General features: G+C 55.3%; 18 protein-coding genes and 2 tRNA genes. 9 read left to right on the top strand and 11 right to left on the bottom strand.

Going from position 1 to position 23,878, the window contains the following annotated elements; genetic code table 11:
- The first annotated feature begins 262 nt into the window (after positions 1-262).
- Positions 263-2,941, top strand: a complete 2,679-nt coding sequence (adhE, locus tag LJA86_RS08850; protein ID WP_028013432.1) for a bifunctional acetaldehyde-CoA/alcohol dehydrogenase — start codon at positions 263-265, stop codon at positions 2,939-2,941.
- A gap of 68 nt (positions 2,942-3,009) precedes the next feature.
- On the opposite strand, the gene tdk is transcribed toward adhE, so the two are convergent.
- The gene (gene tdk / locus LJA86_RS08855; protein ID WP_021240332.1) at positions 3,010-3,624 is read right to left on the bottom strand and encodes a thymidine kinase; all 615 of its coding nucleotides are present in this window, start codon (positions 3,622-3,624) and stop codon (positions 3,010-3,012) included.
- Positions 3,625-4,173: 549 nt separating this feature from the next.
- On the opposite strand from tdk, the gene hns reads away from it, so the two are divergent.
- Positions 4,174-4,587 (top strand): histone-like nucleoid-structuring protein H-NS, encoded by a 414-nt coding sequence (gene hns, locus LJA86_RS08860; protein WP_008502781.1) that lies wholly within the window; start codon positions 4,174-4,176, stop codon positions 4,585-4,587.
- A gap of 202 nt (positions 4,588-4,789) precedes the next feature.
- On the opposite strand, the gene galU is transcribed toward hns, so the two are convergent.
- The 3 genes from galU to rssA form a co-directional block, all read right to left on the bottom strand.
- Positions 4,790-5,698, bottom strand: a complete 909-nt coding sequence (galU, locus tag LJA86_RS08865) for a UTP--glucose-1-phosphate uridylyltransferase GalU (protein ID WP_008502780.1) — start codon at positions 5,696-5,698, stop codon at positions 4,790-4,792.
- A gap of 200 nt (positions 5,699-5,898) precedes the next feature.
- Positions 5,899-6,912, bottom strand: a complete 1,014-nt coding sequence (gene rssB, locus LJA86_RS08870) for a two-component system response regulator RssB (protein ID WP_032647605.1) — start codon at positions 6,910-6,912, stop codon at positions 5,899-5,901.
- A 91-nt stretch (positions 6,913-7,003) separates the two neighbouring features.
- On the bottom strand, positions 7,004-7,906 hold the full coding sequence (gene rssA / locus LJA86_RS08875; protein WP_045908968.1) for a patatin-like phospholipase RssA: 903 nt from the start codon (positions 7,904-7,906) through the stop codon (positions 7,004-7,006).
- A gap of 114 nt (positions 7,907-8,020) precedes the next feature.
- On the opposite strand from rssA, the gene LJA86_RS08880 reads away from it, so the two are divergent.
- The 4 genes from LJA86_RS08880 (at position 8,021) to LJA86_RS08895 (ending at position 9,730) form a co-directional block, all read left to right on the top strand.
- Positions 8,021-8,479: a YchJ family protein gene (locus LJA86_RS08880; RefSeq protein ID WP_045908969.1), complete on the top strand. Its 459-nt coding sequence runs from the start codon at positions 8,021-8,023 to the stop codon at positions 8,477-8,479.
- Positions 8,480-8,525: 46 nt separating this feature from the next.
- Complete coding sequence (gene purU, locus LJA86_RS08885; protein ID WP_023312104.1) at positions 8,526-9,368, top strand: formyltetrahydrofolate deformylase; 843 nt, start codon at positions 8,526-8,528, stop codon at positions 9,366-9,368.
- Between the two features lie 157 nt (positions 9,369-9,525).
- A tRNA-Tyr gene (locus LJA86_RS08890) sits at positions 9,526-9,610 on the top strand.
- Positions 9,611-9,645: 35 nt separating this feature from the next.
- Positions 9,646-9,730 (top strand) — tRNA-Tyr (locus LJA86_RS08895).
- A 77-nt stretch (positions 9,731-9,807) separates the two neighbouring features.
- Here the strand turns inward: LJA86_RS08895 and LJA86_RS08900 are convergent.
- A complete protein-coding gene (locus LJA86_RS08900; RefSeq protein ID WP_021240337.1) occupies positions 9,808-10,251 on the bottom strand; it encodes an Lrp/AsnC family transcriptional regulator in 444 nt (147 codons plus the stop codon).
- 107 nt (positions 10,252-10,358) lie between these two features.
- Here LJA86_RS08900 and LJA86_RS08905 point away from each other — a divergent pair, with 107 nt between their 5' ends.
- Positions 10,359-11,255: a DMT family transporter gene (locus tag LJA86_RS08905; RefSeq protein WP_229226031.1), complete on the top strand. Its 897-nt coding sequence runs from the start codon at positions 10,359-10,361 to the stop codon at positions 11,253-11,255.
- Here LJA86_RS08905 and narI read toward each other — a convergent pair.
- From narI to LJA86_RS08930, 5 genes are all read right to left on the bottom strand, one after another.
- Positions 11,252-11,929 (bottom strand): respiratory nitrate reductase subunit gamma, encoded by a 678-nt coding sequence (narI, locus tag LJA86_RS08910; RefSeq protein ID WP_023312107.1) that lies wholly within the window; start codon positions 11,927-11,929, stop codon positions 11,252-11,254. The two genes, LJA86_RS08905 and narI, sit on opposite strands and share 4 nt — an antisense overlap.
- Positions 11,929-12,639 (bottom strand): nitrate reductase molybdenum cofactor assembly chaperone, encoded by a 711-nt coding sequence (gene narJ / locus LJA86_RS08915; protein WP_167211144.1) that lies wholly within the window; start codon positions 12,637-12,639, stop codon positions 11,929-11,931. Before narJ ends, narI begins: the two co-directional genes overlap by 1 nt.
- The gene (narH, locus tag LJA86_RS08920) at positions 12,636-14,171 is read right to left on the bottom strand and encodes a nitrate reductase subunit beta (RefSeq protein ID WP_063621892.1); all 1,536 of its coding nucleotides are present in this window, start codon (positions 14,169-14,171) and stop codon (positions 12,636-12,638) included. The genes narJ and narH overlap by 4 nt, the downstream gene beginning before the upstream one ends.
- The gene (locus LJA86_RS08925) at positions 14,168-17,911 is read right to left on the bottom strand and encodes a nitrate reductase subunit alpha (protein WP_196352994.1); all 3,744 of its coding nucleotides are present in this window, start codon (positions 17,909-17,911) and stop codon (positions 14,168-14,170) included. The genes narH and LJA86_RS08925 overlap by 4 nt, the downstream gene beginning before the upstream one ends.
- Positions 17,912-18,292: 381 nt before the next feature.
- The gene (locus tag LJA86_RS08930; RefSeq protein ID WP_196352995.1) at positions 18,293-19,690 is read right to left on the bottom strand and encodes a NarK family nitrate/nitrite MFS transporter; all 1,398 of its coding nucleotides are present in this window, start codon (positions 19,688-19,690) and stop codon (positions 18,293-18,295) included.
- A 309-nt stretch (positions 19,691-19,999) separates the two neighbouring features.
- On the opposite strand from LJA86_RS08930, the gene narX reads away from it, so the two are divergent.
- On the top strand, positions 20,000-21,796 hold the full coding sequence (gene narX, locus LJA86_RS08935) for a nitrate/nitrite two-component system sensor histidine kinase NarX (protein WP_048029745.1): 1,797 nt from the start codon (positions 20,000-20,002) through the stop codon (positions 21,794-21,796).
- Positions 21,789-22,439, top strand: a complete 651-nt coding sequence (gene narL / locus LJA86_RS08940; RefSeq protein ID WP_008499531.1) for a two-component system response regulator NarL — start codon at positions 21,789-21,791, stop codon at positions 22,437-22,439. The genes narX and narL overlap by 8 nt, the downstream gene beginning before the upstream one ends.
- Positions 22,440-22,442: 3 nt before the next feature.
- Here narL and LJA86_RS08945 read toward each other — a convergent pair whose 3' ends face one another.
- Positions 22,443-23,849, bottom strand: coding sequence for a YchO/YchP family invasin (locus tag LJA86_RS08945; protein ID WP_229226032.1), 1,407 nt, complete (start codon positions 23,847-23,849; stop codon positions 22,443-22,445).
- Positions 23,850-23,878 lie beyond the last annotated feature (29 nt).

Below are 23,878 nucleotides of genomic sequence, written 5' to 3' on the forward strand. Positions count from 1 at the left end.
AGGTATCAGCTTGGGGGAAAATTGACACAGATCATGATTTTCGTACTCAGAAGTGAGTAATCTTGGTTACACCCCCAGGGAGGTCACCTGACAAAAAGGGATGATGCTAAGGTAAGGCTCTTTTAGTAAATTAGTGTGCTGACGCAGAAAGTAACTCTTTGTTTTACTTTGTGTTACGCAAGTCGTATCGGCTCTGTCTATACTGTGTGACGTATCGAGCGCTGGTTTACTAAAAGAGTTTAAACATTATCAGGAGAGCATTATGGCTGTTACTAATATCGCTGAACTGAACGCCCTCGTCGAGCGCGTTAAAAAAGCCCAGCGTGAATATGCCAATTTCACCCAAGAACAGGTTGATAAAATCTTCCGCGCGGCCGCACTGGCTGCTGCAGATGCTCGAATCCCTCTCGCTAAAATGGCCGTTGCCGAATCCGGCATGGGTATCGTGGAAGATAAAGTGATTAAAAACCACTTCGCTTCCGAGTATATCTACAACGCCTATAAAGATGAGAAAACCTGTGGCGTGCTGTCCGAAGACGACACCTTCGGTACCATCACCATCGCTGAACCTATCGGCATCATCTGCGGTATTGTTCCGACCACTAACCCAACGTCTACTGCAATCTTCAAATCACTGATTAGCCTGAAGACCCGTAACGCAATCATCTTCTCTCCACACCCACGTGCGAAAGACGCGACTAACAAAGCTGCAGATATCGTCCTGCAAGCGGCTATCGCTGCGGGTGCACCAAAAGACCTGATCGGCTGGATCGACCAACCTTCTGTTGAGCTCTCCAACGCGCTGATGCATCACCCGGACATTAACCTGATTCTGGCGACCGGTGGTCCAGGCATGGTTAAAGCCGCATACAGCTCCGGTAAACCTGCTATCGGCGTGGGCGCGGGTAACACCCCTGTTGTTATCGATGAAACCGCTGATATCAAACGTGCTGTCGCGTCTGTGCTGATGTCTAAAACTTTCGATAACGGCGTGATCTGTGCATCTGAACAGTCTGTTGTGGTCGTAGATTCCGTATATGACGCGGTTCGCGAACGTTTCGCCAGCCACGGCGGCTACCTGCTGCAGGGCAAAGAGCTGAAAGCAGTTCAGGACATCATCCTGAAAAATGGCGCGCTGAACGCCGCTATCGTGGGTCAACCAGCCTACAAAATTGCTGAACTCGCAGGCTTTACCGTTCCGGCAACAACCAAAATCCTGATCGGTGAAGTGAAAGTTGTTGACGAAAGCGAGCCGTTTGCTCACGAAAAACTGTCTCCTACGCTTGCCATGTACCGTGCGAAAGATTTCGAAGACGCGGTTGAGAAAGCAGAGAAGCTGGTTGCCATGGGCGGTATCGGTCACACCTCTTGTCTGTACACTGACCAGGACAACCAGCCAGAGCGTGTTGCTCACTTCGGTCAGATGATGAAAACTGCGCGTATCCTGATCAACACCCCTGCTTCTCAGGGTGGTATCGGTGACCTGTACAACTTTAAACTCGCACCTTCCCTGACTCTGGGTTGTGGTTCCTGGGGTGGTAACTCCATCTCTGAAAACGTTGGTCCAAAACACCTGATCAACAAGAAAACCGTTGCTAAGCGAGCTGAAAACATGTTGTGGCACAAACTTCCGAAATCTATCTACTTCCGCCGTGGCTCTCTGCCAATCGCGCTGGATGAAGTGATTACTGATGGCCACAAACGTGCGCTCATCGTGACTGACCGTTTCCTGTTTAACAACGGCTACGCTGACCAGATCACCTCCGTGCTGAAAGCGGCTGGCGTCGAAACTGAAGTATTCTTCGAAGTTGAAGCTGACCCAACCCTGAGCGTTGTACGTAAAGGTGCTGAACTGGCTAACTCCTTCAAACCAGATGTGATTATCGCACTGGGTGGTGGTTCCCCAATGGACGCCGCGAAAATCATGTGGGTTATGTACGAGCATCCAGAAACGCACTTCGAAGAACTGGCGCTGCGCTTTATGGACATCCGTAAACGTATCTACAAGTTCCCGAAAATGGGCGTAAAAGCGAAAATGATCGCGGTCACCACCACTTCCGGTACCGGTTCAGAAGTTACGCCATTCGCGGTAGTAACCGACGATGCAACAGGTCAGAAATACCCACTGGCTGACTATGCGCTGACGCCAGACATGGCCATCGTTGATGCGAACCTGGTCATGGAGATGCCGAAGTCACTGTGTGCATTCGGTGGTCTGGATGCGGTGACTCACGCCCTGGAAGCTTACGTTTCTGTGCTGGCGTCTGAGTTCTCAGACGGTCAGGCCCTGCAGGCTCTCAAACTGCTGAAGGAAAACCTGCCAGCGTCTTACAACGAAGGCTCTAAAAACCCTGTAGCACGTGAACGTGTCCACAGTGCAGCAACCATCGCCGGTATCGCGTTTGCCAACGCCTTCCTGGGTGTTTGCCACTCAATGGCGCACAAACTGGGCTCACAGTTCCACATTCCTCACGGTCTGGCGAACGCCCTGTTGATCAGCAACGTTATCCGTTATAACGCTAACGACAACCCAACCAAGCAGACGGCTTTCAGCCAGTACGACCGTCCACAAGCCCGTCGTCGCTATGCTGAAATCGCTGACCACCTTGGTCTGAGCGCACCGGGCGACCGCACTGCTGCGAAGATTGAGAAACTGCTGGCATGGCTGGAAAGCCTGAAGGCTGAACTGGGTATTCCTAAATCAATCCGTGAAGCGGGCGTACAGGAAGCTGACTTCCTCGCTCACGTAGACAAACTGTCTGAAGATGCATTTGATGACCAGTGTACTGGTGCTAACCCGCGCTACCCACTGATCTCCGAGCTGAAACAGATTCTGCTGGATACCTACTACGGTCGTGAGTTCAAAGAAGGTGACGTTGCCGCTGTGAAAACAGAAGCCCCAGTCATCAAAGCTGACAAGAAAGCGAAGAAAAGCGCTTAATTGACAGCAGCAGATGAAAAACCCGCCTTAATGGCGGGTTTTTTTATGTCTGAATAATAAGACTGACATTATTTTCTGTTGTCGTGCTGAATCGCCGTCAGCGAGCCTACAGACAACGCTTCTTTATAATGCTTACGGCAGACCGAAACATAGCGTTCATTACCGCCTATCACCACCTGCTCGCCATCTGCATAAGGTTTCCCGGACTGGTCGAGACGAAGCACCATGCTCGCTTTACGACCGCAGAAGCAGATCGTTTTCAGTTCGACAAGTTTATCCGACCAGGCGAGCAAATACTGGCTCCCTTCAAAAAGCTCCCCGCGGAAATCCGTACGCAGGCCGTAACAGAGCACGGGGATATCAAGCTCATCGACCACCTCTGACAGGGCATGGACCTGTTCACGCGTCAGAAACTGGCTCTCATCGACCAGTACGCAGTGAATGGGCTGTGCCGCATGTTCTGCACGAATGTCTTCAAACAGATCGGTTTTCGGGTTAAACAGCCTGGCAGGCGACGAGAGCCCTATTCTGGAGCTCACCTTCCCTGCGCCAAAGCGATCGTCAATTTCAGCCGTATAAACAACGGTACGCATCCCGCGTTCCTGGTAATTGTACGAGGATTGCAGCAGCGCGGTGGATTTCCCGGCATTCATTGCCGAATAGTAGAAATAAAGTTGTGCCATTGGCCGTAAAACCCTAATCAATGTGTAATATTCCCGATGAGTCATTGTACCATATTTTGTCCGGTCATCAGCGATGCAGCGCACAGAGGATGCGGTTCAGTGCCGCGTTCAGTACCTTCTGTTTCTGAAAATAACCCGCTAAAACATGAAGTAAACCCATTCAGCCACGCCAATATGTTATAAGTTAAGCCAAACATAACACTTCTTTTTATAGTGGAATCCCGGCCCTTTAAAATTCACTATTTATTAACTATTTCAGGCTTAACACCAGGGGTGAGAACTAATACAAAAGGCTGATATTTCTCCGCCGCAACTATAATTCCTGCGGGAAATGTCACAAAAAAAAGACGCAATCGACCGGGTTAAGCAGGTTCCGGTGATAACAACCGAGACAGCTGGGTGGTGGAATTTAAGTTAGCGTAATTAATAATAGCGGCATTATTTAGTATTTTTTGAATTCCTTACATTCCTGGCTATTGCACATCTGAATTTATGGCTCTATTATTAGGTCAACAAACCACCCCCCATTATAAGTTTGAGATTACTACAATGAGCGAAGCACTTAAAATTCTGAACAACATCCGTACTCTTCGTGCGCAGGCAAGAGAATGTACCCTCGAAACGCTTGAAGAAATGCTGGAAAAATTAGAAGTTGTAGTTAATGAACGTCGCGAAGAAGAAAGCGCTGCTGCGGCTGAAATCGAAGAACGTACTCGTAAACTGCAGCAATATCGTGAAATGCTGATTGCTGATGGTATCGATCCAAATGAATTGCTGAACAGCATGGCTGCCGCTAAAACCGGTACTAAAGCTAAGCGTGCTGCCCGTCCTGCTAAATATAGCTACGTTGATGAGAACGGCGAAACTAAAACCTGGACTGGCCAGGGTCGTACTCCTGCTGTTATCAAGAAAGCGATGGATGAGCAGGGTAAACAGCTGGACGACTTCCTGATCAAGGATTAATCGAGCCTCATTCAGAAAAATCCCGCATATTGCGGGATTTTTTTTAACCTAAATTTGTCACAAACATCCTCTTACACTCTGTCATAAAGCATTATTTAGCAATTTCATCGACTGTACTTTCAGACAGGTTTTCGGGAGTGTTATGGGCATAAAAAAACCGGTGGGCAACGCCTCACCGGTTTCGAACATTTACAACCGTGGCTTATTTCTTAATACCTACGCTCTCTTTGAGCCAGGTTTTAAATTCTTCGCCAAGGGTATTGTGACGGATACCATATTCAACAAACGCCTGCATATAACCGAGCTTATTACCGCAGTCATGGCTCTTACCTTTCATATGGTAGGCCTCAACGGTCTCTTTCTCGATCAGCATATCGATGGCATCCGTCAGCTGGATCTCATCACCCGCTCCTGGAGGCGTTTTAGCCAGCAGAGGCCAGATTTCAGCACTCAGGACATAGCGACCTACAACAGCAAGGTTTGAAGGCGCGACATCGGCTTTAGGCTTCTCTACGACGCCCACCATTGGCACACTCTCACCCGGCTCCAGGTTAACGCCTTTGCAGTCAACCACACCGTATGCCGTTACGTCTTCAACAGGCTCAACCATAATCTGGCTGCTGCCGGTTTCGTCGAAACGTTTGATCATTTCAGCCAGGTTATCCTGAGAAAGATCGGATTCGTATTCGTCCAGAATAACGTCAGGCAGAATTACCGCTACAGGCTCATCACCCACGACAGGGTGCGCGCACATAACAGCGTGGCCCAGACCTTTAGCCAGCCCCTGACGAACCTGCATAATGGTGACGTGTGGAGGGCAAATAGACTGAACTTCTTCTAACAGCTGACGCTTAACACGTTTTTCCAGCATGGCTTCAAGTTCAAAGCTTGTATCGAAATGGTTTTCGATAGAGTTTTTAGATGAATGCGTAACCAGCACAATTTCAGTGATGCCGGCTGCGATACATTCATTCACGACATACTGGATTAATGGCTTATCAACCAGAGGCAGCATCTCTTTAGGAATCGCCTTAGTTGCTGGTAACATCCTGGTCCCCAATCCCGCTACCGGGATAACGGCCTTTCTGACTTTCGAATTTAGGGCAGCCATTCAAATTCTCCTGAGCTGTTCAAGTTTTGAACTTTTATGCAATAAATAACGCGTTGAGTATATCAGTCTCGCCCCGCAGTCCGGGTCTGAAAAGAACGCGTTGCCGATCAATTAGGATAAATACGCATGAAACCGGGCAGCGATAGTAGCACTCCCCGTAAAACACAGGTAAAGCAATCTTAAAATGACGATCCAATTGCTTATTCCGTGGACAACATTAAGCGTAACCGTCCTCCGGCGCCCCAAATTTGGCACTGCCACGAGGAACAGCGGTGGCTAATTTGATTAAGATACGCCGTTCCCAACGTCCCAAGCGGTACACCGTTACTCACCTGAATATGGTGTTCACCGGTATTCAGTGATGCATTGAGACCGGCTGAAACGAGGATCAGATTTTTTAAACCGCTATGGTAATAGCCAACCAATAGCGGGAACTGTCCAGGCAGATTGGCCTGACGAAAAAGCTGGTTTACCTGTTTGAGTAAACTGCCTAACTCAGGCAACCGTTGTCCCTGATGGGATAACTGTTCCTGCAACAAACCATTAAATAGCGCACGAAGAAGTAACGCCGCTAATACACCGTTATCCCCCGCCCGGGTGACATCCAGAGAATAAAACGCAAGGTCGGAATCTGACAGTGGCGCAATATCCAGCACCAGTCCTGGCTGGTCAGCGGCCACCAGCTGCCGATAATTTACGCGACAATGTGAAATAGTTTGCTGGACGGGTGGCTGGAGTTCTTGCAACAGTTTCGCCGCGGCAGGCGGATTACTCACCAAAGCGTCCCAGTCCTGGAAAAGACGCTCCTCTTCCTCTACCCGGGAATTAAACATATTCGGATAAAGGCACGCCAGGACCGTTTCTCGCAGCCGATGCAAATCTTTGACCGGCTTAAGCAGGATATCCTGTACCCCAAGACGTAATGCTTTTGCGATGTCCGCCATGTTCTCGGTGGCAGAGATCACCAGAATCGGCGTCTGATTGCCTTCGTTACGCAGATGTTCAACCAGCTTTAGTCCATTCATGCGCGGCATCGCAATGTCGCAAATCATCAAATCGGGCGTAATGCTGATCATTTTTTCCAGGGCGTCGATGCCATCTTCAGCCAGTGACGTCATTGCGCCCAGCGAGGATAACCACGAATCCAGTAGCGATCGGAAAACGGGCTCGTCTTCAACAATCAAAATGTGTTTTCCGGCCAATGGCTGCGTCATGGTTCCTCCCCTGGCTGACAGTAACTAAATAGTGGCATGCGATCGGCACTATCGCCTGTCAGATTTTGCTGAAGTAGTCAAAAAAAGGTGCTTAACGTGCGGTCTGCACAAAAGGCAACAATTCGTCCATTTTCTTTTCGACGGCTAACGAGCCCGCTGCGATGGCGGCCTCAGCCCGATGGAAATCAAGGGTAGAGATTTGCGGACAGTACGGCTGAATAAGAATATCCGGAGGATCGCCTGCCATACGGTTACGTTTAAGGCGGTTCTCGAGAACCTGAATTGACGTGGTCATGATTTCAATCGCCGTCGGCGCGGCAACCGAACGACGCGCGGCCAGACGCCCGATTCTTCCGCGCAGGCGTTCATGCCAGGCCAGTTTCTCGCCCTCAGCATCTTCGCTCTGGAGATTGACCGGCATGAGATCCTGTTGCATCAGGTGGGCATCGTGCTGCAAGTCGACGGCAATCACAATGTCCGCCCCCATAGCACGCGTCAGAGAGATCGGAACCGGGTTAACGACGCCACCATCAACAAGCCAGTAACCGTTGTGTGGGACAGGCGCCATGAGTCCCGGCATACTGCAGGAGGCACGCACGGCAAGATGGATATCGCCTTCGGTGAGCCAGAGCTCGCGTCCTGTGCTGAGGTTTGTCGCGACGGCGCCGAAAGGCATCTGACAATCAGTGAAGTCTTCGAGAGGCATGACCTGGCGGAACTGGTTAAAGACGCGTTCGCCGCGCAGCAGTCCACCACGCTGCCAGGAGAGGTCCATCAGACGCAGCACGTCCCAGTAGCTGAAGGAGCGCACCCATGTCTCGAGCTCCGGAAGCTTCCCGCACGCGTAAGCGGAGCCGACAAGCGATCCGATTGAACACCCTGCAACAATATCGACGGTAATGCCCATCTGATTTAAGGCATTAATCACGCCGATGTGCGACCATCCCCGGGCGGCACCTGAACCCAGCGCCAGCCCAATTTTAACCTTTCTCATTAGTCCTGTTTTACTTCCCCTGGATTCCTGACATAGCGTCAACGCAACGCCTCAGTTAACATAGTGCTACCCGAAGCGTTTTACGCCTTTATATTTTGTTCCAGGAAGAGAATCGTGTCTCAACTCTGCCCTTGTGGTAGCGCTCTGGAGTATAGCCTATGTTGCCAGCGATATCTTTCTGGCGATCAGGTTGCACCAGACCCGTCACACCTTATGCGTTCACGGTACACTGCTTTTGTGATCAAAGACGCAGACTATCTGATTAAAACCTGGCATCCATCCTGCCGCGCAGCCGATTTCAAACAGGACATCGAAGCCGGGTTTGCGAACACGCAGTGGCTCGGCCTCACCGTCTATGAGTCCTCTCCAGGCAGTCATGTGGATGAAGGTTACGTCAGCTTTGTTGCCCGTTTTACCGAGAATAATAAACCGGGTGCCATTATCGAGCGTTCCCGGTTCTTAAAGGAAAGCGGGCAATGGTATTATATTGACGGAACGCGCCCACAGTTTGGTCGTAACGATCCCTGCCCGTGTGGTTCAGGTAAAAAATTTAAAAAGTGTTGCGGGCAGTAATGCCTGACAACCCAGACTTCGCAAATACAAACAGGATTTCCCGGCGATGCAATCATTACAACGTAAAGTTCTGCGCACCATCTGTCCCGATCAAAAAGGGCTGATCGCACGAATTACCAACATTTGCTACAAACATGAACTGAATATCGTGCAGAACAACGAGTTCGTTGACCACCGTACCGGCCGCTTCTTCATGCGTACCGAACTGGAAGGTATTTTCAACGACACCACGCTGCTGGCCGATCTGGACAGCGCGCTTCCGGAAGGCTCCGTACGCGAGCTGACCCCTGCGGGCCGACGCCGCATCGTGATCCTGGTGACCAAAGAAGCACATTGCCTGGGTGACCTGCTGATGAAGGCCAACTACGGCGGTCTGGACGTTGAAATTGCTGCCGTGATTGGCAACCACGAGACGCTGCGTACGCTGGTCGAGCGCTTTGATATTCCGTTCGAGCTGGTCAGCCATGAAGGTCATACCCGTGAAGAGCACGACGATTTGATGGCGCAGGCCATTGAAGCGCATAACCCGGACTATGTGGTGCTGGCGAAATACATGCGCGTGTTAACGCCATCTTTCGTGGCGCGTTTCCCGAACAAGATTATCAACATCCACCACTCGTTCCTGCCGGCCTTTATTGGCGCGCGTCCATACCACCAGGCCTACGAGCGCGGCGTGAAGATCATCGGCGCGACAGCCCATTACGTGAATGACAACCTGGACGAAGGTCCCATCATCATGCAGGACGTGATTCATGTGGATCACACCTACACCGCTGAGGACATGATGCGCGCAGGCCGTGACGTTGAGAAGAATGTGTTAAGCCGCGCGCTGTATCAGGTGCTGGCTCAGCGAGTCTTCGTTTACGGTAACAGAACCATCATTCTTTAATCTTTCGGAAAATGAATTGATTAGCTTTGCGCCTTTACGGATAAAAAGCAGGCAAACAACTTCGTTTCCCTAAAGGAATGCTTTACAGGGGCGTCTCATTTGATATGATGCGCCCCGCTTCCAGCAGGAAGCAGGCCAGTAAAAAGCATTACCCCGTGGTGGGGTTCCCGAGCGGCCAAAGGGAGCAGACTGTAAATCTGCCGTCATCGACTTCGAAGGTTCGAATCCTTCCCCCACCACCATCTCTCAGCACGACCTCAAAATTTGAATTACCCCTGGTGGGGTTCCCGAGCGGCCAAAGGGAGCAGACTGTAAATCTGCCGTCATCGACTTCGAAGGTTCGAATCCTTCCCCCACCACCATCACTTCCCCAACATAAAAAAACCAAGTCCGCCTTTGTAGGCCGGGTAAGGCGCAGCCGTCACCCGGCGAAAAATGGCTACATTGGCGGCAAACGACGCCTGACCGGCGAACTCTTCACAATCGACGTATTACACTGAGCATGCTCTGCCAGACCGTCCAGCAGCGCATCCAGTTGCTCTATCGATCGCACCACCAGCCTAATCACAAAGCAATCTTCCCCGGTCACTTTGTCGCTCTCAATACACTCCGGCATCGCCTGAATGTACTTATCCACCTTATGCAACAGACCCGGTAAGGGGCGAACCCGTACCAGCGCCTGCAGCGTATACCCCAGCGCCGCCAGATTCACCCGTGCACCATAACCCTGGATCACACCGCGCTCTTCCAGCCTCTTCAGGCGTTCTGCCGTGCTGGGGGACGTCAGACCGATGCGGCCGCTGAGCACCTTCAACGACATGCGCGCATCCTCAACCAGACAGGCTAAAATTTGTCGGTCGATATCATCGATAAGGCATTCCATTCTTTTCACCTAATTTTAAAAAGTCATTTACCTTTTCAACCTTATATCACCCCTGTAAAACCCGACAGCGATTTTCGACAATAGCGTCATTAATCAGGAGGTGGGTGATGCGTGATTTACATAAAGGCGTCTGGCAAATGAGCCTGGCGATGTTAATTTCCGGCTCTATCGGCGCGTTTGTTTTGCTCTCCGGTCTGCCGGTGACGGAAGTGGTGTTCTGGCGCTGTCTTATCGGGGCTATGGCGCTTTTTATTTTTATCCGGGTCAGTCAAAAGCCCTTTAGTCCCCTCACCCGCACCACGCTGCTGCTGGCTATTCTCGGCGGCGTGGCGCTCGTGGTGAACTGGCTGCTGCTCTTCGCAGCCTATGAGCGGATCTCGATTGGCCTTTCGACCGTGGTCTATAACACCCAGCCGTTTATGCTGGTCTTGATGGGGATGTTTTTAGGGGAACGCGTCAGCCTGGTGAAATGGGGCTGGCTGTTTCTCGCCTTTGGCGGCGTGGTGATACTGCTCTCCAGCGAGCTGACCGGCGCGCATGGCGGTGAATGGCTCGCCGGAATCGGTCTGGCCATGGCCGCGGCCTTCTTCTACGCGCTAACGGCCATGATTGCCCGCAAGCTGAAATCCATCGCACCGCAGCATATCGCCTTTATCCAGGTACTGACGGGCGTCGTGATGCTTTTGCCGTTTGCCAGCCTGCCGTCATTTTCCGGTGATTTCCCCTGGCCGATCCTGCTCACGCTGGGCATTGTCCATACCGGCATTATGTACCAGTTGCTCTACAGCGCGATTCAGAAGCTGCCGACGCCCATTACCGGCTCCCTGTCGTTTATCTATCCGGTGGTAGCAATTGTGGTTGATAATCTGCTGTTCGGACATGCGCTGAGCCTGACGCAGCTGGCGGGTGGCGCGTTTATCCTGTTTGCTGCCGCGGGTAACAACCTGGGCTGGGGCGAAAAAAAACCCCGCGAGTGCGGGGTTGGTATCAAAACGGCAAATTAGCGACGGGCGCGTACTATCTGGTATTTGCGCGTCAGGTACTCCACCGGCGCGCTCCAGATATGCACCAGGCGGGAGAACGGGAACAGCACAAACAGCGTCATCCCCAGCACCAGGTGAACACGGAAGATAAACGCTACGCCGTCCAGGTGCGCAGACGCTCCGCCGTGGAAGGTCACCACGGACTGCGCCCAGCCCACCAGCTTCATCATTTCACTGCCGTCCATATGCTGCGCCGAGAACGGAATGGTCAACAGACCCAGCGCGCACTGCACCATCAGCAGGGAGAGGATCAGGATGTCCGCAGCGGTCGTGGTAGCACGCACGCGTGGGCTGAACAGACGACGTTTCAGCAGCAGCAGGCCACCGACTAAGGTCATCACCCCGCAGGCACCGCCGGCGATCATCGCCATCTTCTGCTTCACCTCAATCGGTAGCCACGCTTCATACATCCAGTGTGGCGTCAGCATCCCGAGGAAGTGACCGGCAAAAATGCCCAGAATACCGATGTGGAACAGGTTAGAGCCCACATGCATCCCTTTGCGATCCAGCATCTGGCTGGAGGCGGCACGCCAGGTGTACTGGCCGTAGTCATAACGCAGCCAGCTTCCCACCAGGAACACGGTGCCCGCGATATACGGGTAAATGTCAAAGAAGAACATATTCAGGAAGTGCATTAGTGCCGTCCTCCGTTAGAGATATTCAAATATTGCGGGGCCACGGCACCGGCAAAACGACGCTGATGCGCTGAGATTTCGGATTCCCCGCAGTTCTGGTCAGCAAAGAATTTCACCTGCTCTTCTTCCCATACCGCATCCAGTGCCTGTGGCGTATCGTCACGGGCTTCATCGGCGATTTTCTCCGCCACTTTTTCACTGTCGACCGCGGCGTTGGCCAGCTTCACCAGAAGATCGAACAGCACCGCATAGCGGCTCTCACGCTGCTGAAGACGCGCGCCGAGCAGCGCCAGGATCGGCGCGATGTCCTGCAGACCACCCAGCGCCTCCTCTTTCGGCAACTGCGCCAGATACTCCAGATAGAGCGGCAGATGGTCCGGCAGCTCGCGGCTGTCGAGCTGCAGGCCGTGCCGTTCGTACTGGGCCATCAGATCCACCATCGCCTGACCGCGGTCGCGGGATTCACCGTGAACGTGTTCAAACAACAGCAGGGACGTTGCACGTCCACGGTCAAACAGCTGGCTGTAGTCCGCCTGCGCGTCCAGAAGGTCGCGCGCTAACAGGTCACGGAGGAAAACGCCAAGCTTCTGGGCATCCTCTTTATCCAGGTTTTCTGAAGACGCGAGTGCATCAAAGAGTTCCTGCTGATGCTGCGCTAGCGCCGCATCCGGGTACTCAAGCAGTCGAGAAACAATGACAAGTTCAATCATGAGTGCGGCTCCGTTTTACTGGTCACATCCATGGCGTCGATGCGGCGGCTGTTGAACAGGTTGAATTTGCTGTCTGACCCGTGGCAACCGTCGCCGAAGCTAAAACCACAGCCGTTTTTCTCCGGGAAGGCTTCGCGGGCCAGCTCACGGTGGCTGCTCGGCACCACGAAACGGTCTTCGTAGTTGGCAATCGCCAGATAGCGGTACATCTCCTGCGCCTGCGCTTCGGTCAGACCAACCTCTTCCAGCGCGCGGGTATCGGTCACGCCGTCCACGGTTTCGGCACGCTTGAAGTGGCGCATCGCCAGCATTCGTTTCAGCGCCAGCAGGACCGGTTGGGTATCCCCTGCGGTCAGCAGGTTTGCCAGGTACTGCACCGGAATGCGCAGGCTTTCCACGTCCGGCAGAATGCCGTTGCTGCCCAGCTCGCCCGCGTCAGCGGCAGACTGAATCGGCGACAGGGGCGGCACGTACCAGACCATCGGCAGCGTGCGGTATTCCGGATGCAGCGGCAGGGCCAGCTTCCAGTCCATCGCCATCTTGTACACCGGAGACTGCTGCGCGGCGTCAATCACGCTCTGCGGAATGCCGTCCTTCAGCGCCTGCTCAATGACCTTCGGATCGTTCGGATCGAGGAACACGTCCAGCTGACGCTGATACAGATCCTTCTCGTTCTCGGTGCTCGCTGCGTTTTCAATCGCGTCCGCGTCGTACAGCAGCACGCCGAGGTAGCGAATACGGCCTACGCAGCTTTCGGAACAGACGGTCGGCATACCGGCTTCGATACGCGGGTAGCAGAAGATGCACTTCTCAGACTTGCCGCTCTTCCAGTTGAAGTAGATCTTTTTGTACGGGCAGCCGGTGATGCACATACGCCAGCCGCGGCATTTGTCCTGATCGATCAGCACGATGCCATCTTCTTCACGCTTGTAGATGGCGCCGCTCGGGCAGGTCGCCACGCACGCCGGGTTAAGGCAGTGCTCGCACAGGCGCGGCAGATACATCATGAAGGTGTTTTCGAACTGGCCGTACATCGCCTTCTGCATATTCTCGAAATTCTGGTCTTTGGCGCGTTTCTCGAACTCGCCGCCCAGAATCTCTTCCCAGTTTGGACCGCTGGTAATTTTGTCCATGCGCTGACCGGTGATCAGCGAACGAGGACGGGCGATCGGCTGGTGTTTGCCTTCCGGCGCGTTGTGCAGGTTCTGGTAGTCGTAATCAAACGGCTCGTAGTAATCATCGATGCCCGGCAGATGCGGGTTAGCGAAGATTTTTCCCAGCAACATCGCACGGTTACCCATGCGCGGCTGCAGCTTGCCGTTGATTTTGCGGATCCAGCCGCCCTTCCACTTCTCCTGGTTTTCCCAGTCGGTCGGGAAGCCGGTGCCCGGCTTGCTTTCCACGTTGTTGAACCAGGCGTATTCCATCCCTTCACGGCTGGTCCAGACGTTTTTACAGGTGACCGAGCAGGTATGGCAGCCGATGCATTTATCCAGATTCAGCACCATGCCGACTTGTGAACGAATTTTCATTTTACGCTCTCCTGTACCTGGTCATTACCTTCGCCGTCTAACCAGTTAATATTCTTCATCTTACGTACCACCACGAACTCATCGCGGTTCGATCCTACGGTGCCGTAGTAGTTAAAGCCGTAGGCCAGCTGAGCATAGCCACCGATCATGTGGGTCGGCTTCGGCGTAATGCGGGTCACGGAGTTGTGGATCCCGCCGCGCTGCTCGGTGATCTCTGAACCCGGCAGGTTAACGATACGTTCCTGCGCGTGGTACATCATGGTCATCCCAGCCGGTACGCGCTGGCTCACCACCGCACGCGCCGTCAGGGCACCGTTGCTGTTGAACACTTCGATCCAGTCGTTATCTTCAATACCCAGATCTTTGGCATCCGTTTCGCTCATCCAGACAATCGGACCGCCGCGCGACAGGGTCAGCATCAGCAGGTTGTCGCTGTAGGTGGAGTGGATCCCCCACTTCTGGTGCGGCGTCAGGAAGTTCAGCGCCTTCTCCGGGTTACCGTTCGATTTCGCGCCCATCACCGCTTTCACGGAGCGGGTGTCGATTGGCGGACGGTACACCAGCAGGCTTTCACCGAAGTCGCGCATCCACTGGTGATCCTGATACAACGACTGGCGGCCGGACAGGGTGCGCCATGGGATCAGCTCGTGAACGTTGGTGTAGCCGGCGTTATAGGACACATGCTCGTCTTCCAGGCCTGACCAGGTCGGGCTGGAGATAATCTTGCGCGGCTGGGCCTGAATATCGCGGAAGCGGATTTTCTCTTCCTCTTTATTCGTCGCCAGGTGCGTATGGTCACGACCGGTGAACTCGCTCAGCGCTGCCCAGGCCTTCACCGCCACGTGGCCGTTGGTTTCCGGTGCCAGGGTCAGGATCATCTCTGCCGCATCAATTGCCGTGTTCAGCATTGGCTGGCCTTTCGCCGGACCGTCCGCTTTGGTGTAGTTGAGCTTGCGCAGCAGGTCCATTTCGCTCTGGGTGTTCCAGGCGATCCCTTTGCCGCCATTCCCGATTTTCTCCATCAGCGGGCCGATAGAGGTAAAGCGCTCGTACGTTGCCGGGTAGTCACGCTCAACCGGAATGATGTGCGGTGCGGTCACGCCCGGGATCAGGTCGCATTCGCCTTTTTTCCAGTCCTTCACGTCCAGCGGCTGCGCCAGTTCGGCGGCAGAGTCGTGCTGGATGGGCAGCGTCACCACGTCGGTCTCTTTGCCGAGGTGCCCCACGCAGACTTCGGAGAAGGTCTTCGCGATGTCTTTGTAGATCTCCCAGTCGCTTTTCGATTCCCACGCCGGGTCAACGGCCGCAGACAGCGGATGAATAAACGGATGCATATCCGAGGTATTCATGTCGTCTTTTTCGTACCAGGTGGCGGTAGGCAGCACGATGTCGGAGTACAGACAGGTACTGGACAGGCGGAAGTCGAGGGTGACCACCAGATCCAGCTTGCCGTCGAGACCGTTGTCTTTCCACTCCACCTCTTCCGGCTTCACGCCGCCCTGCTTGCCGAGATCTTTACCCTGGATACCGTTTTCGGTACCAAGCAGGTATTTCAGCATGTACTCGTGGCCTTTACCGGACGAGCCCAGCAGGTTGGAGCGCCAGATAAACAGATTACGCGGGTGGTTTTTACCGTTCTCCGGCTGTTCCGCCGCGAAGCGGATTGAGCCATCCTTCAGCGATTTCACGGTGTAATCCACCGGTGACATGCCCGCTTTCTTCGCCGCTTCCGCGATGCGCAGCGGGTTAGTGCCCAGCTGCGGCGCAGACGGCAGCCAGCCCATGCGCTCGGCGCGCACGTTGAAGTCAATCAGATGGCCGCTGTAGCGGGATTTATCCGCCATCGGCGACAGCAGCTCCTGCGCGGTGACCGTCTCGTAGCGCCACTGGCTGGAGTGGTTATAGAAGTAGGAGGTGCTGTTCATGTGGCGTGCCGGACGCTGCCAGTCGAGGGCAAACGCCAGCGGCTGCCAGCCGGTCTGCGGACGCAGTTTTTCCTGGCCCACATAGTGCGCCCAGCCGCCGCCGCTCTGTCCAACGCAGCCACAGAAGATCAGCATGTTGATCAGGCCACGGTAGTTCATATCGAGGTGATACCAGTGGTTCAGACCCGCACCGACGATGATCATTGAACGACCATGGGTTTTGTCGGCATTTTCCGCGAATTCGCGGGCGATACGCACGATCTGCGCACGTGGAACGCCGGTGATCTGCTCTGCCCATGCCGGGGTGTAGGCTTTCACGTCGTCATAGCCGGTGGCGCAGTTTTCATCGCCCAGGCCGCGTTCCAGGCCGTAGTTCGCCATAGTCAGGTCATAAACGGTGGTGACCAGCGCGGTAGACCCGTCGGCCAGCTGCAGGCGTTTTACCGGCAGCTTGTGCATCAGTACGTTTTTCAGTTCAACCTTGTTGAAGTGCTCGGAACCTTCACCGCCGAAGTACGGGAAGCCCACCTCGGCGATCTCGTCCTGGCTACCCAGCATGCTCAGGCGCAGTTCCGTCTCTTCACCGGTCGTGCCGTTACGCTGCTCAAGGTTCCACTTGCCCTTCTCGCCCCAGCGGAAGCCGATAGAGCCGTTTGGCGCCACCAGCTCGCCGTTGCTGTTATAGGCAACGGTTTTCCACTCTGGGTTATTTTCCTGGCCCAGCGCGTCCACCAGATCGGCGGCGCGCAGCGTACGGCCTGCTGCGTAGTACCCGTCACGCTCTTCCAGCATCACCAGCATCGGCATGTCGGTGTAGCGACGGACGTAGTCGGTGAAGTACTGGCTTGGTTTATCCAGATGGAACTCGCGCAGCATGACGTGGCCCATTGCCATCGCCATCGCCGCATCGGTACCCTGCTTCGGTGCCAGCCACAGATCGCAAAGCTTAGCGATTTCCGCATAGTCTGGGGTCACCGCCACCGTTTTGGTGCCTTTGTAACGGACTTCGGTAAAGAAGTGTGCGTCCGGCGTACGGGTCTGCGGCACGTTAGAGCCCCAGGCGATGATGTAGCTGGAGTTGTACCAGTCCGCGGATTCCGGCACGTCGGTCTGCTCGCCCCAGGTCTGCGGAGACGCCGGCGGCAGGTCGCAGTACCAGTCGTAGAAGCTCAGGCAGGTACCGCCGATTAAGGAGAGATAGCGCGCGCCGGAGGCATAAGAGACCATCGACATCGCCGGGATCGGCGAGAAGCCCGCCACGCGGTCTGGACCGTAGGTTTTCACGGTGTAGACGTTGGAGGCGGCAATCAGCTCGTTCACCTCTTTCCAGGAGGAACGTACAAAGCCGCCGCGGCCGCGAGCCTGCTTGAAGCTTTTCGCTTTATCCGCGTCTTCAATGATAGAGGCCCAGGCATCCACCGGATCGCTGTGCTGCACTTTCGCTTCACGCCACATTTTCATCAGGCGCTTGCGCATCAGGGGGTATTTCAGACGGTTCGCGCTGTAGAGATACCAGGAGTAGCTGGCGCCACGCGGGCAGCCGCGCGGTTCGTGGTTCGGCATATCCGGGCGGGTGCGCGGGTAGTCGGTCTGCTGCATTTCCCAGGTCACCAGACCGTTCTTAACGAAAATCTTCCAGCTACATGAGCCGGTGCAGTTCACGCCGTGGGTCGAACGGACGACTTTGTCATGTTGCCAGCGCTGGCGGTAACCGTCTTCCCAGTCCCGGTTGGTATCCAGAACCTGGCCGTGCCCATCGGCAAACGTTTCGCCCTTCTGCTTGAAGTAGCGAAACCGGTCCAAAAATTTGCTCATCGGGTATCTCCTGTGTGGAGCCTGTGGCTCTCTAAATCGACATTGCTGATTTGCAGCGAAGGTAACGCCCTGAAAGAGGGGGAGAATTGATAACGATCAAGACGACGAGGGACTTTCAGGCGAGGGGTTACACCGAATACCACCAAAGCGGTATCATTTAAAATTTCATATCCATATGAAATATATCGTTATTTTTAATTTATCGTACAAACCGCCAGGCAAAATTCAACCTCACAGGTATTAAGGGGTAGAGCGCCCTGTAAAGCGATGGCGATCACAGTGCTGGCTGTGGATTTCCTCTGCATGCCAACCAGTATGTTGTAACTATTTTGACGCCAAAAAAAAACGCGGCCCGAAGGCCGCGTAAACGGATAATCATACTTACTTATTTTTCTTGGTATTACGGCCATATACCAGCCACGTAATCACGACGCAGGCGATATAGAAGACGAGGAAGACTTTCATGGCACCGGCCGGAGAGCCGGTCAGGTCCAGAGAGATACCGAACGCTTTCGGGATAAAGAAGCCGCCAATCGCGCCGATGGCGGAGATAAAGCCCAGCGCCGCAGCCGTATCCGTCGCCGCTTCGCGCATGGCCTGCTCTTCGCTTCCGCCCTGCGCTTTTACGCGGTCCATGGTCAGCTTACGGAAGATCACGGAGATCATCTGGAAGGTGGACGCGCTCCCCAGCCCGGCCGTCAGGAACAGCACCATAAACACGCCGAAGAAGGCGATGAAGTTACCGCCCTGTCCGTCGGCCGGCAGCGTGAGGAACAGCAACGCACAGAAGACCGCCATCACGACGAAGTTAACCAGCGTCACCCGGGTACCGCCCAGACGGTCAGACACCATGCCACCCAGCGAGCGAGCAAGGGCGCCAATAAATGGGCCGAAGAAGGCGAATTGCAGGATCTGCACGTCCGGGAATTGCGTTTTCGACAGCATCGCGAAGCCCGCCGAGAAGCCGATAAACGAACCGAAGGTCGCCAGATACAGCAGCGCCATCACCCAGAGGTGTCCACGCTTCAGCACCGGCAGCTGTTCGCTCAGCGACGCCTTCGACGCGGACAGGTCATTCATAAAGAACCAGGCTGCGAGGGTGAAGACCACGAGGAACGGCACCCAGATCCAGGCTGCGTTTTGCAGATAGAGGGAAGAACCGTCCGCCTGCTCAACGCCAGCGCCGCCAAAGGCTGCAAAAATCGAGACCGAGATCGCCAGGGGAGCGATCAGCTGCATCACGCTCACGCCCATATTGCCCAGACCGCCGTTAATCCCCAGCGCGCCGCCCTGCTTCGCTTTCGGGAAGAAGAAGCTGATGTTGGCCATGCTGGAGGCGAAGTTCGCCCCGGCAAAGCCGCACAGCAGGGAGATAATCACGAACACGCTGAACGGCGTGGAGGTATCCTGCACCGCGAAGCCCAGCCACACGCAGGGGACGATCATGATGCCCGTACTGAATGCCGTCCAGCGACGGCCGCCAAAGACCGGCACCATAAACGCGTAAGGGACGCGCAGCAACGCGCCTGACAGCGACGGCAGCGCGGTCAGCATAAACAGCTGATCGGTCGTGAACGTAAAGCCGACTTTAGGCAGGTTTACTGCCACCGCGCTAAACAACATCCATACGCAAAACGCTAATAACAAACACGGCACGGAAATCCACAGATTTCGGCTTGCTACACGATGGCCGCGCTGTTGCCAGAACGCCGGATCCTCTGGACGCCAGTCAGTAATAACGGCACCATTTTCCCTTTCGGGAGCGGATGAGTGACTCATAGACACCTCTGATTCTCGAATGATGCTGCAAACATTAGGGTTTTAGGGCGGCGGTAAGTTGATATAAATCAAAGGAAAAGTGGGAGGATTTGCGGCACAAAAAAAGGTGTTATCCTTAGTGAGTAGGCTAATTCGGTAAAAAAGACGTGGTTTTTCACGGCACTGACGATTCCCTGCAACGCCCACCTCTTGCCCCCTACTCCGTTGGCAATTTAGGGGTAATCCTTTATTGGTATGGGTATACTCCAGGGTATGCACCAGAATAGCGCCATTCCTGCAAGCAGGCCACGTCAGGAGCACGCCCACTCAATGTTAAAAAGATGCTTATCTCCGCTAACGCTCGTGAATCAGCTCGCCCTGATTGTTTTGCTGTCCACCGCCATCGGCGTGACCGGCATGGCGATCTCCGGCTGGCTGGTACAAGGGGTACAGGGTAATGCGCATGCCATCAACGAGGCAGGCTCACTACGCATGCAGAGTTATCGCCTGCTGGCGGCGGTTCCCCTGACGCAGGACGATCGGCCTTTAATCGATGAAATGGAGCGCACGGCGTTCAGCCCCGAGCTGGAAAACGCCGCTATCCGCGCAGGCCAGCAATCCCAGCTTAAGGCCCTTCAGGGGTACTGGCACACCCAGCTGCAGCCCGGCCTGAAACAGGCGCGCAGTACAGAAGCCGTTGCCCAGGACGTGGCGGGGTTTGTCTCCCGCATTGATGCGCTGGTCTCCGCTTTTGACCAGACGACCGAATTACGCATTGACCGGGTGGTGATGGTACACCGGGCCATGGCCCTGTTTATGGGGCTGCTGCTGATCTTCACCATCGTGTGGCTCCGCGCGCGGCTGTTAAATCCCTGGAAACAACTGCTGGCAATGGCCCGCGCGGTGACCGCACGCGATTTTACCCAGCGCACACACATCAGCGGGCGCAACGAGATGGCCATGCTCGGCCAGGCACTCAATACCATGTCGGCAGAGCTCTCCGAGAGCTACGCGGTGCTGGAACAGCGCGTTCAGGAAAAAACGGCCGGGCTGGAGCAGAAAAACGAGATCCTCTCCTTCCTCTGGCAGGCCAACCGTCGGCTGCACATGCAGGTGCCGCTGTGTGAGCGCCTTTCGCCGGTGCTGAACGGCCTGCAAAATCTGACCCTGCTGCGCGACCTGGAGCTGCGGGTCTACGATGTGGAAGACGAAGAGAACCACCAGGAATTTACCTGTCAATCCGATATGTCCTGCGATGACAAAGGCTGCCATCTTTGCCCTCGCGGCCTGCCGCCGCTGACCTCCGGCGGCACGACCCTGAAGTGGCGCCTGACGGACAGCCACACCCAGTACGGCATTCTGCTGGCCACCCTGCCAACCGGACGCCACCTGAGCCACGACCAGCAGCAGCTGGTGGATACGCTGGTTGAACAGCTGACGGCCACGCTGGCGCTCGACAGGCATCAGGAAAAACAGCAGCAGCTTATCGTCATGGAAGAGCGCGCGACCATCGCCCGCGAGCTGCACGACTCCATCGCCCAGTCGCTCTCCTGTATGAAAATGCAGGTGAGCTGCCTGCAGATGCAGGATGCGGAGATGCCCGAAAGCAACAAACAACTGCTCAGCCAGATCCGCAACGAGCTGAACACCTCCTGGGTGCAACTGCGCGAGCTGCTGACCACCTTCCGCCTGCAGCTGACCGAGCCAGGCCTGCGCCCGGCGCTGGAATCCAGCTGTCACGAATTTAGCGCCCGACTGGGGTTCCCGGTGAAGCTGGATTATCAGCTGCCGCCGCGGTTTGTCCCCTCCCATCAGGCCATCCATCTACTGCAGATCGCCCGCGAAGCGCTGAGCAACGTGCTTAAACACGCTGAAGCAACGGCGGTCACGGTCACCGTCAGCCAGCACGACAATCAGGTGAAACTGACGGTTCACGATAACGGCCGCGGCGTGCCGGAAAATGCCGAACGCACTAACCACTATGGTTTAATCATTATGCGAGACCGCGCCCAAAGCCTGCGCGGTGATTGCCAGGTTCGCCGGAGAGAAACGGGCGGCACGGAAGTTGTCGTCACCTTTATTCCCGAGAAACCGCTCACAACTGCTCAAGGAGAAACCCATGACTAATCAGGAACCGGCATCCATCCTGTTGATCGACGACCATCCGATGCTGCGTACTGGCGTGAAACAGCTGGTCAGCATGGCACCCGATATCACCGTGGTGGGCGAAGCCAGTAACGGTGAACAGGGCATTGAGCTTGCCGAATCCCTCGATCCCGATCTGATCCTGCTCGATCTGAATATGCCGGGCATGAACGGTCTGGAGACCCTCGACAAGCTGCGGGAAAAATCGCTTTCAGGCCGCATCGTCGTCTTTAGCGTGTCGAACCATGAAGAGGACGTGGTCACGGCGCTGAAGCGCGGTGCGGATGGCTATCTGCTGAAAGACATGGAGCCGGAAGATCTGCTTAAGGCGCTGCAGCAGGCGGCGGCGGGCGAGATGGTGCTCAGCGAAGCCTTAACGCCGGTCCTGGCCGCCAGCCTCCGTGCCAACCGCGCCACCTCTGACCGTGACGTCAGCCAGCTCACGCCGCGCGAGCGCGACATTCTCAAACTGATTGCCCAGGGGCTGCCGAACAAAATGATTGCCCGCCGTCTGGATATCACCGAAAGCACGGTCAAAGTGCACGTGAAGCATATGCTGAAGAAAATGAAGTTAAAATCTCGCGTTGAAGCCGCCGTGTGGGTGCATCAGGAACGCATCTTCTAAGGACTACTCCTCCGGCAGCAGCTTCCAGCGCGGATCGTCGTCAGGCAGTGCGACCAGCGGCTGCACCACGGCCAGCGTGATCTCATTGGACGAGACGCGCTGGCCTTTCTCATCTTCCACCACCGCCGACAGGTGCCAGCGGTTTGTCGCCCCTTCCCGATCATCCCAGGCAGGGATAATCACGCTCCAGCCGTCGCTGCTGTTACTTTTGGCCGGCGACGTCAGGCTCAGTGCCTGCGTATCGCCCTGCCAGTGGATCTGACGGATGCCGTGCGTGCTGCGAACCTGAAGCTTCAGCATCACGGTCTCGCCCCCTTTCAGATCCCACGGCGGCGTGGCCAGCCAGACGGACAGCGTTTTACGCTGGCGGAACTCTATCACCGGCAGGCTGGTGCGCTCCGGTGAGTCGTAGCGGCTGCCGCGCAGGGATCGCGTCGCGGCGACCTCATCGGCGGAAAGCTGCTTAGCCAGCGGCACGCCAAAGCGGTAGTTGAGCTTCAGTCCGAGGTTATTCTGGCTCTCGCCGCTTTCGCCCTGCTTGTGCCCGGCGGTCAACGTCACCAGCGGAACGGGGGTATAGTTAAGCCCCAGATTGACCGCAACCGGGTTGTGGTAGCCGGTGCCGCTGTTGAACAGGTCGACGTTATCGCCAAAATATTGCTCAAAGCTGACGCTGGTATTCAGATGATGGAACCACGGCAGCCAGGCTTTAGCGGTCACGTCATATCCGCGCGCCATGCGCTGCTCCTGAACGTCAGATCGCGCGCGCCATCCGGCAAAGGGCTGATAATAGTTCGCTGACAGGCGCAGATTTTCCCCCCACGCTTCCGCTCCCAGCCCGGCACGCTGCAAATTTTCATCCAGAAGATTATCGTAAAAGGTGTTGTAGCCCAGCAGCCACTTCCCGGCGACCCAGCGCTGACCGATTCCGGCATTGCTGACCAGGCCATCCGTCTGCTGCGTCAGGCCAAGCTGGCTCCAGCTCAGGTAGCGGTTAGTATCATTCCACGGGATAAACCAGCTCCCGCTGCTGCCGTTAAATTTGCCGTCGTTATCCACCAGTAGGTTCACGCTGGCGTTTCCCCAGGGCGACAGCCAGGACTCAATCTGCTGGTTCACTTCCCCGCTTACCGCGTCGCGCACCTGACCAAAGGCAAACTGACGCGCCTGCTCGCCGGTCGTCAGGCCATTGTCGGTCATGCTGGCTTCACCAAAGGCTTTCGCCATTTCGGCCAGGTGTTTTTCCCCTTCGCCGGTGGGCGCCGCCATGCCGAGATCGGGCAGACTGTCCCCGTTATTATCAAAGGGGTGCTGCGCCTGATGCATAAAGGAATTCGGCGCACCGTGAACGGCTCCGGCCGTAAGAAGGGGGAGTAAAAACAGCAAACGAATGCGGGACGATACAGCCATCAACGTCGTCAATAAGAACCTGTGTTTAT

Origin of the sequence: Enterobacter sp. TCD1-1 (genome assembly GCF_020567405.1) — a bacterium.
GTDB lineage: Bacteria > Pseudomonadota > Gammaproteobacteria > Enterobacterales > Enterobacteriaceae > Enterobacter > Enterobacter quasiroggenkampii.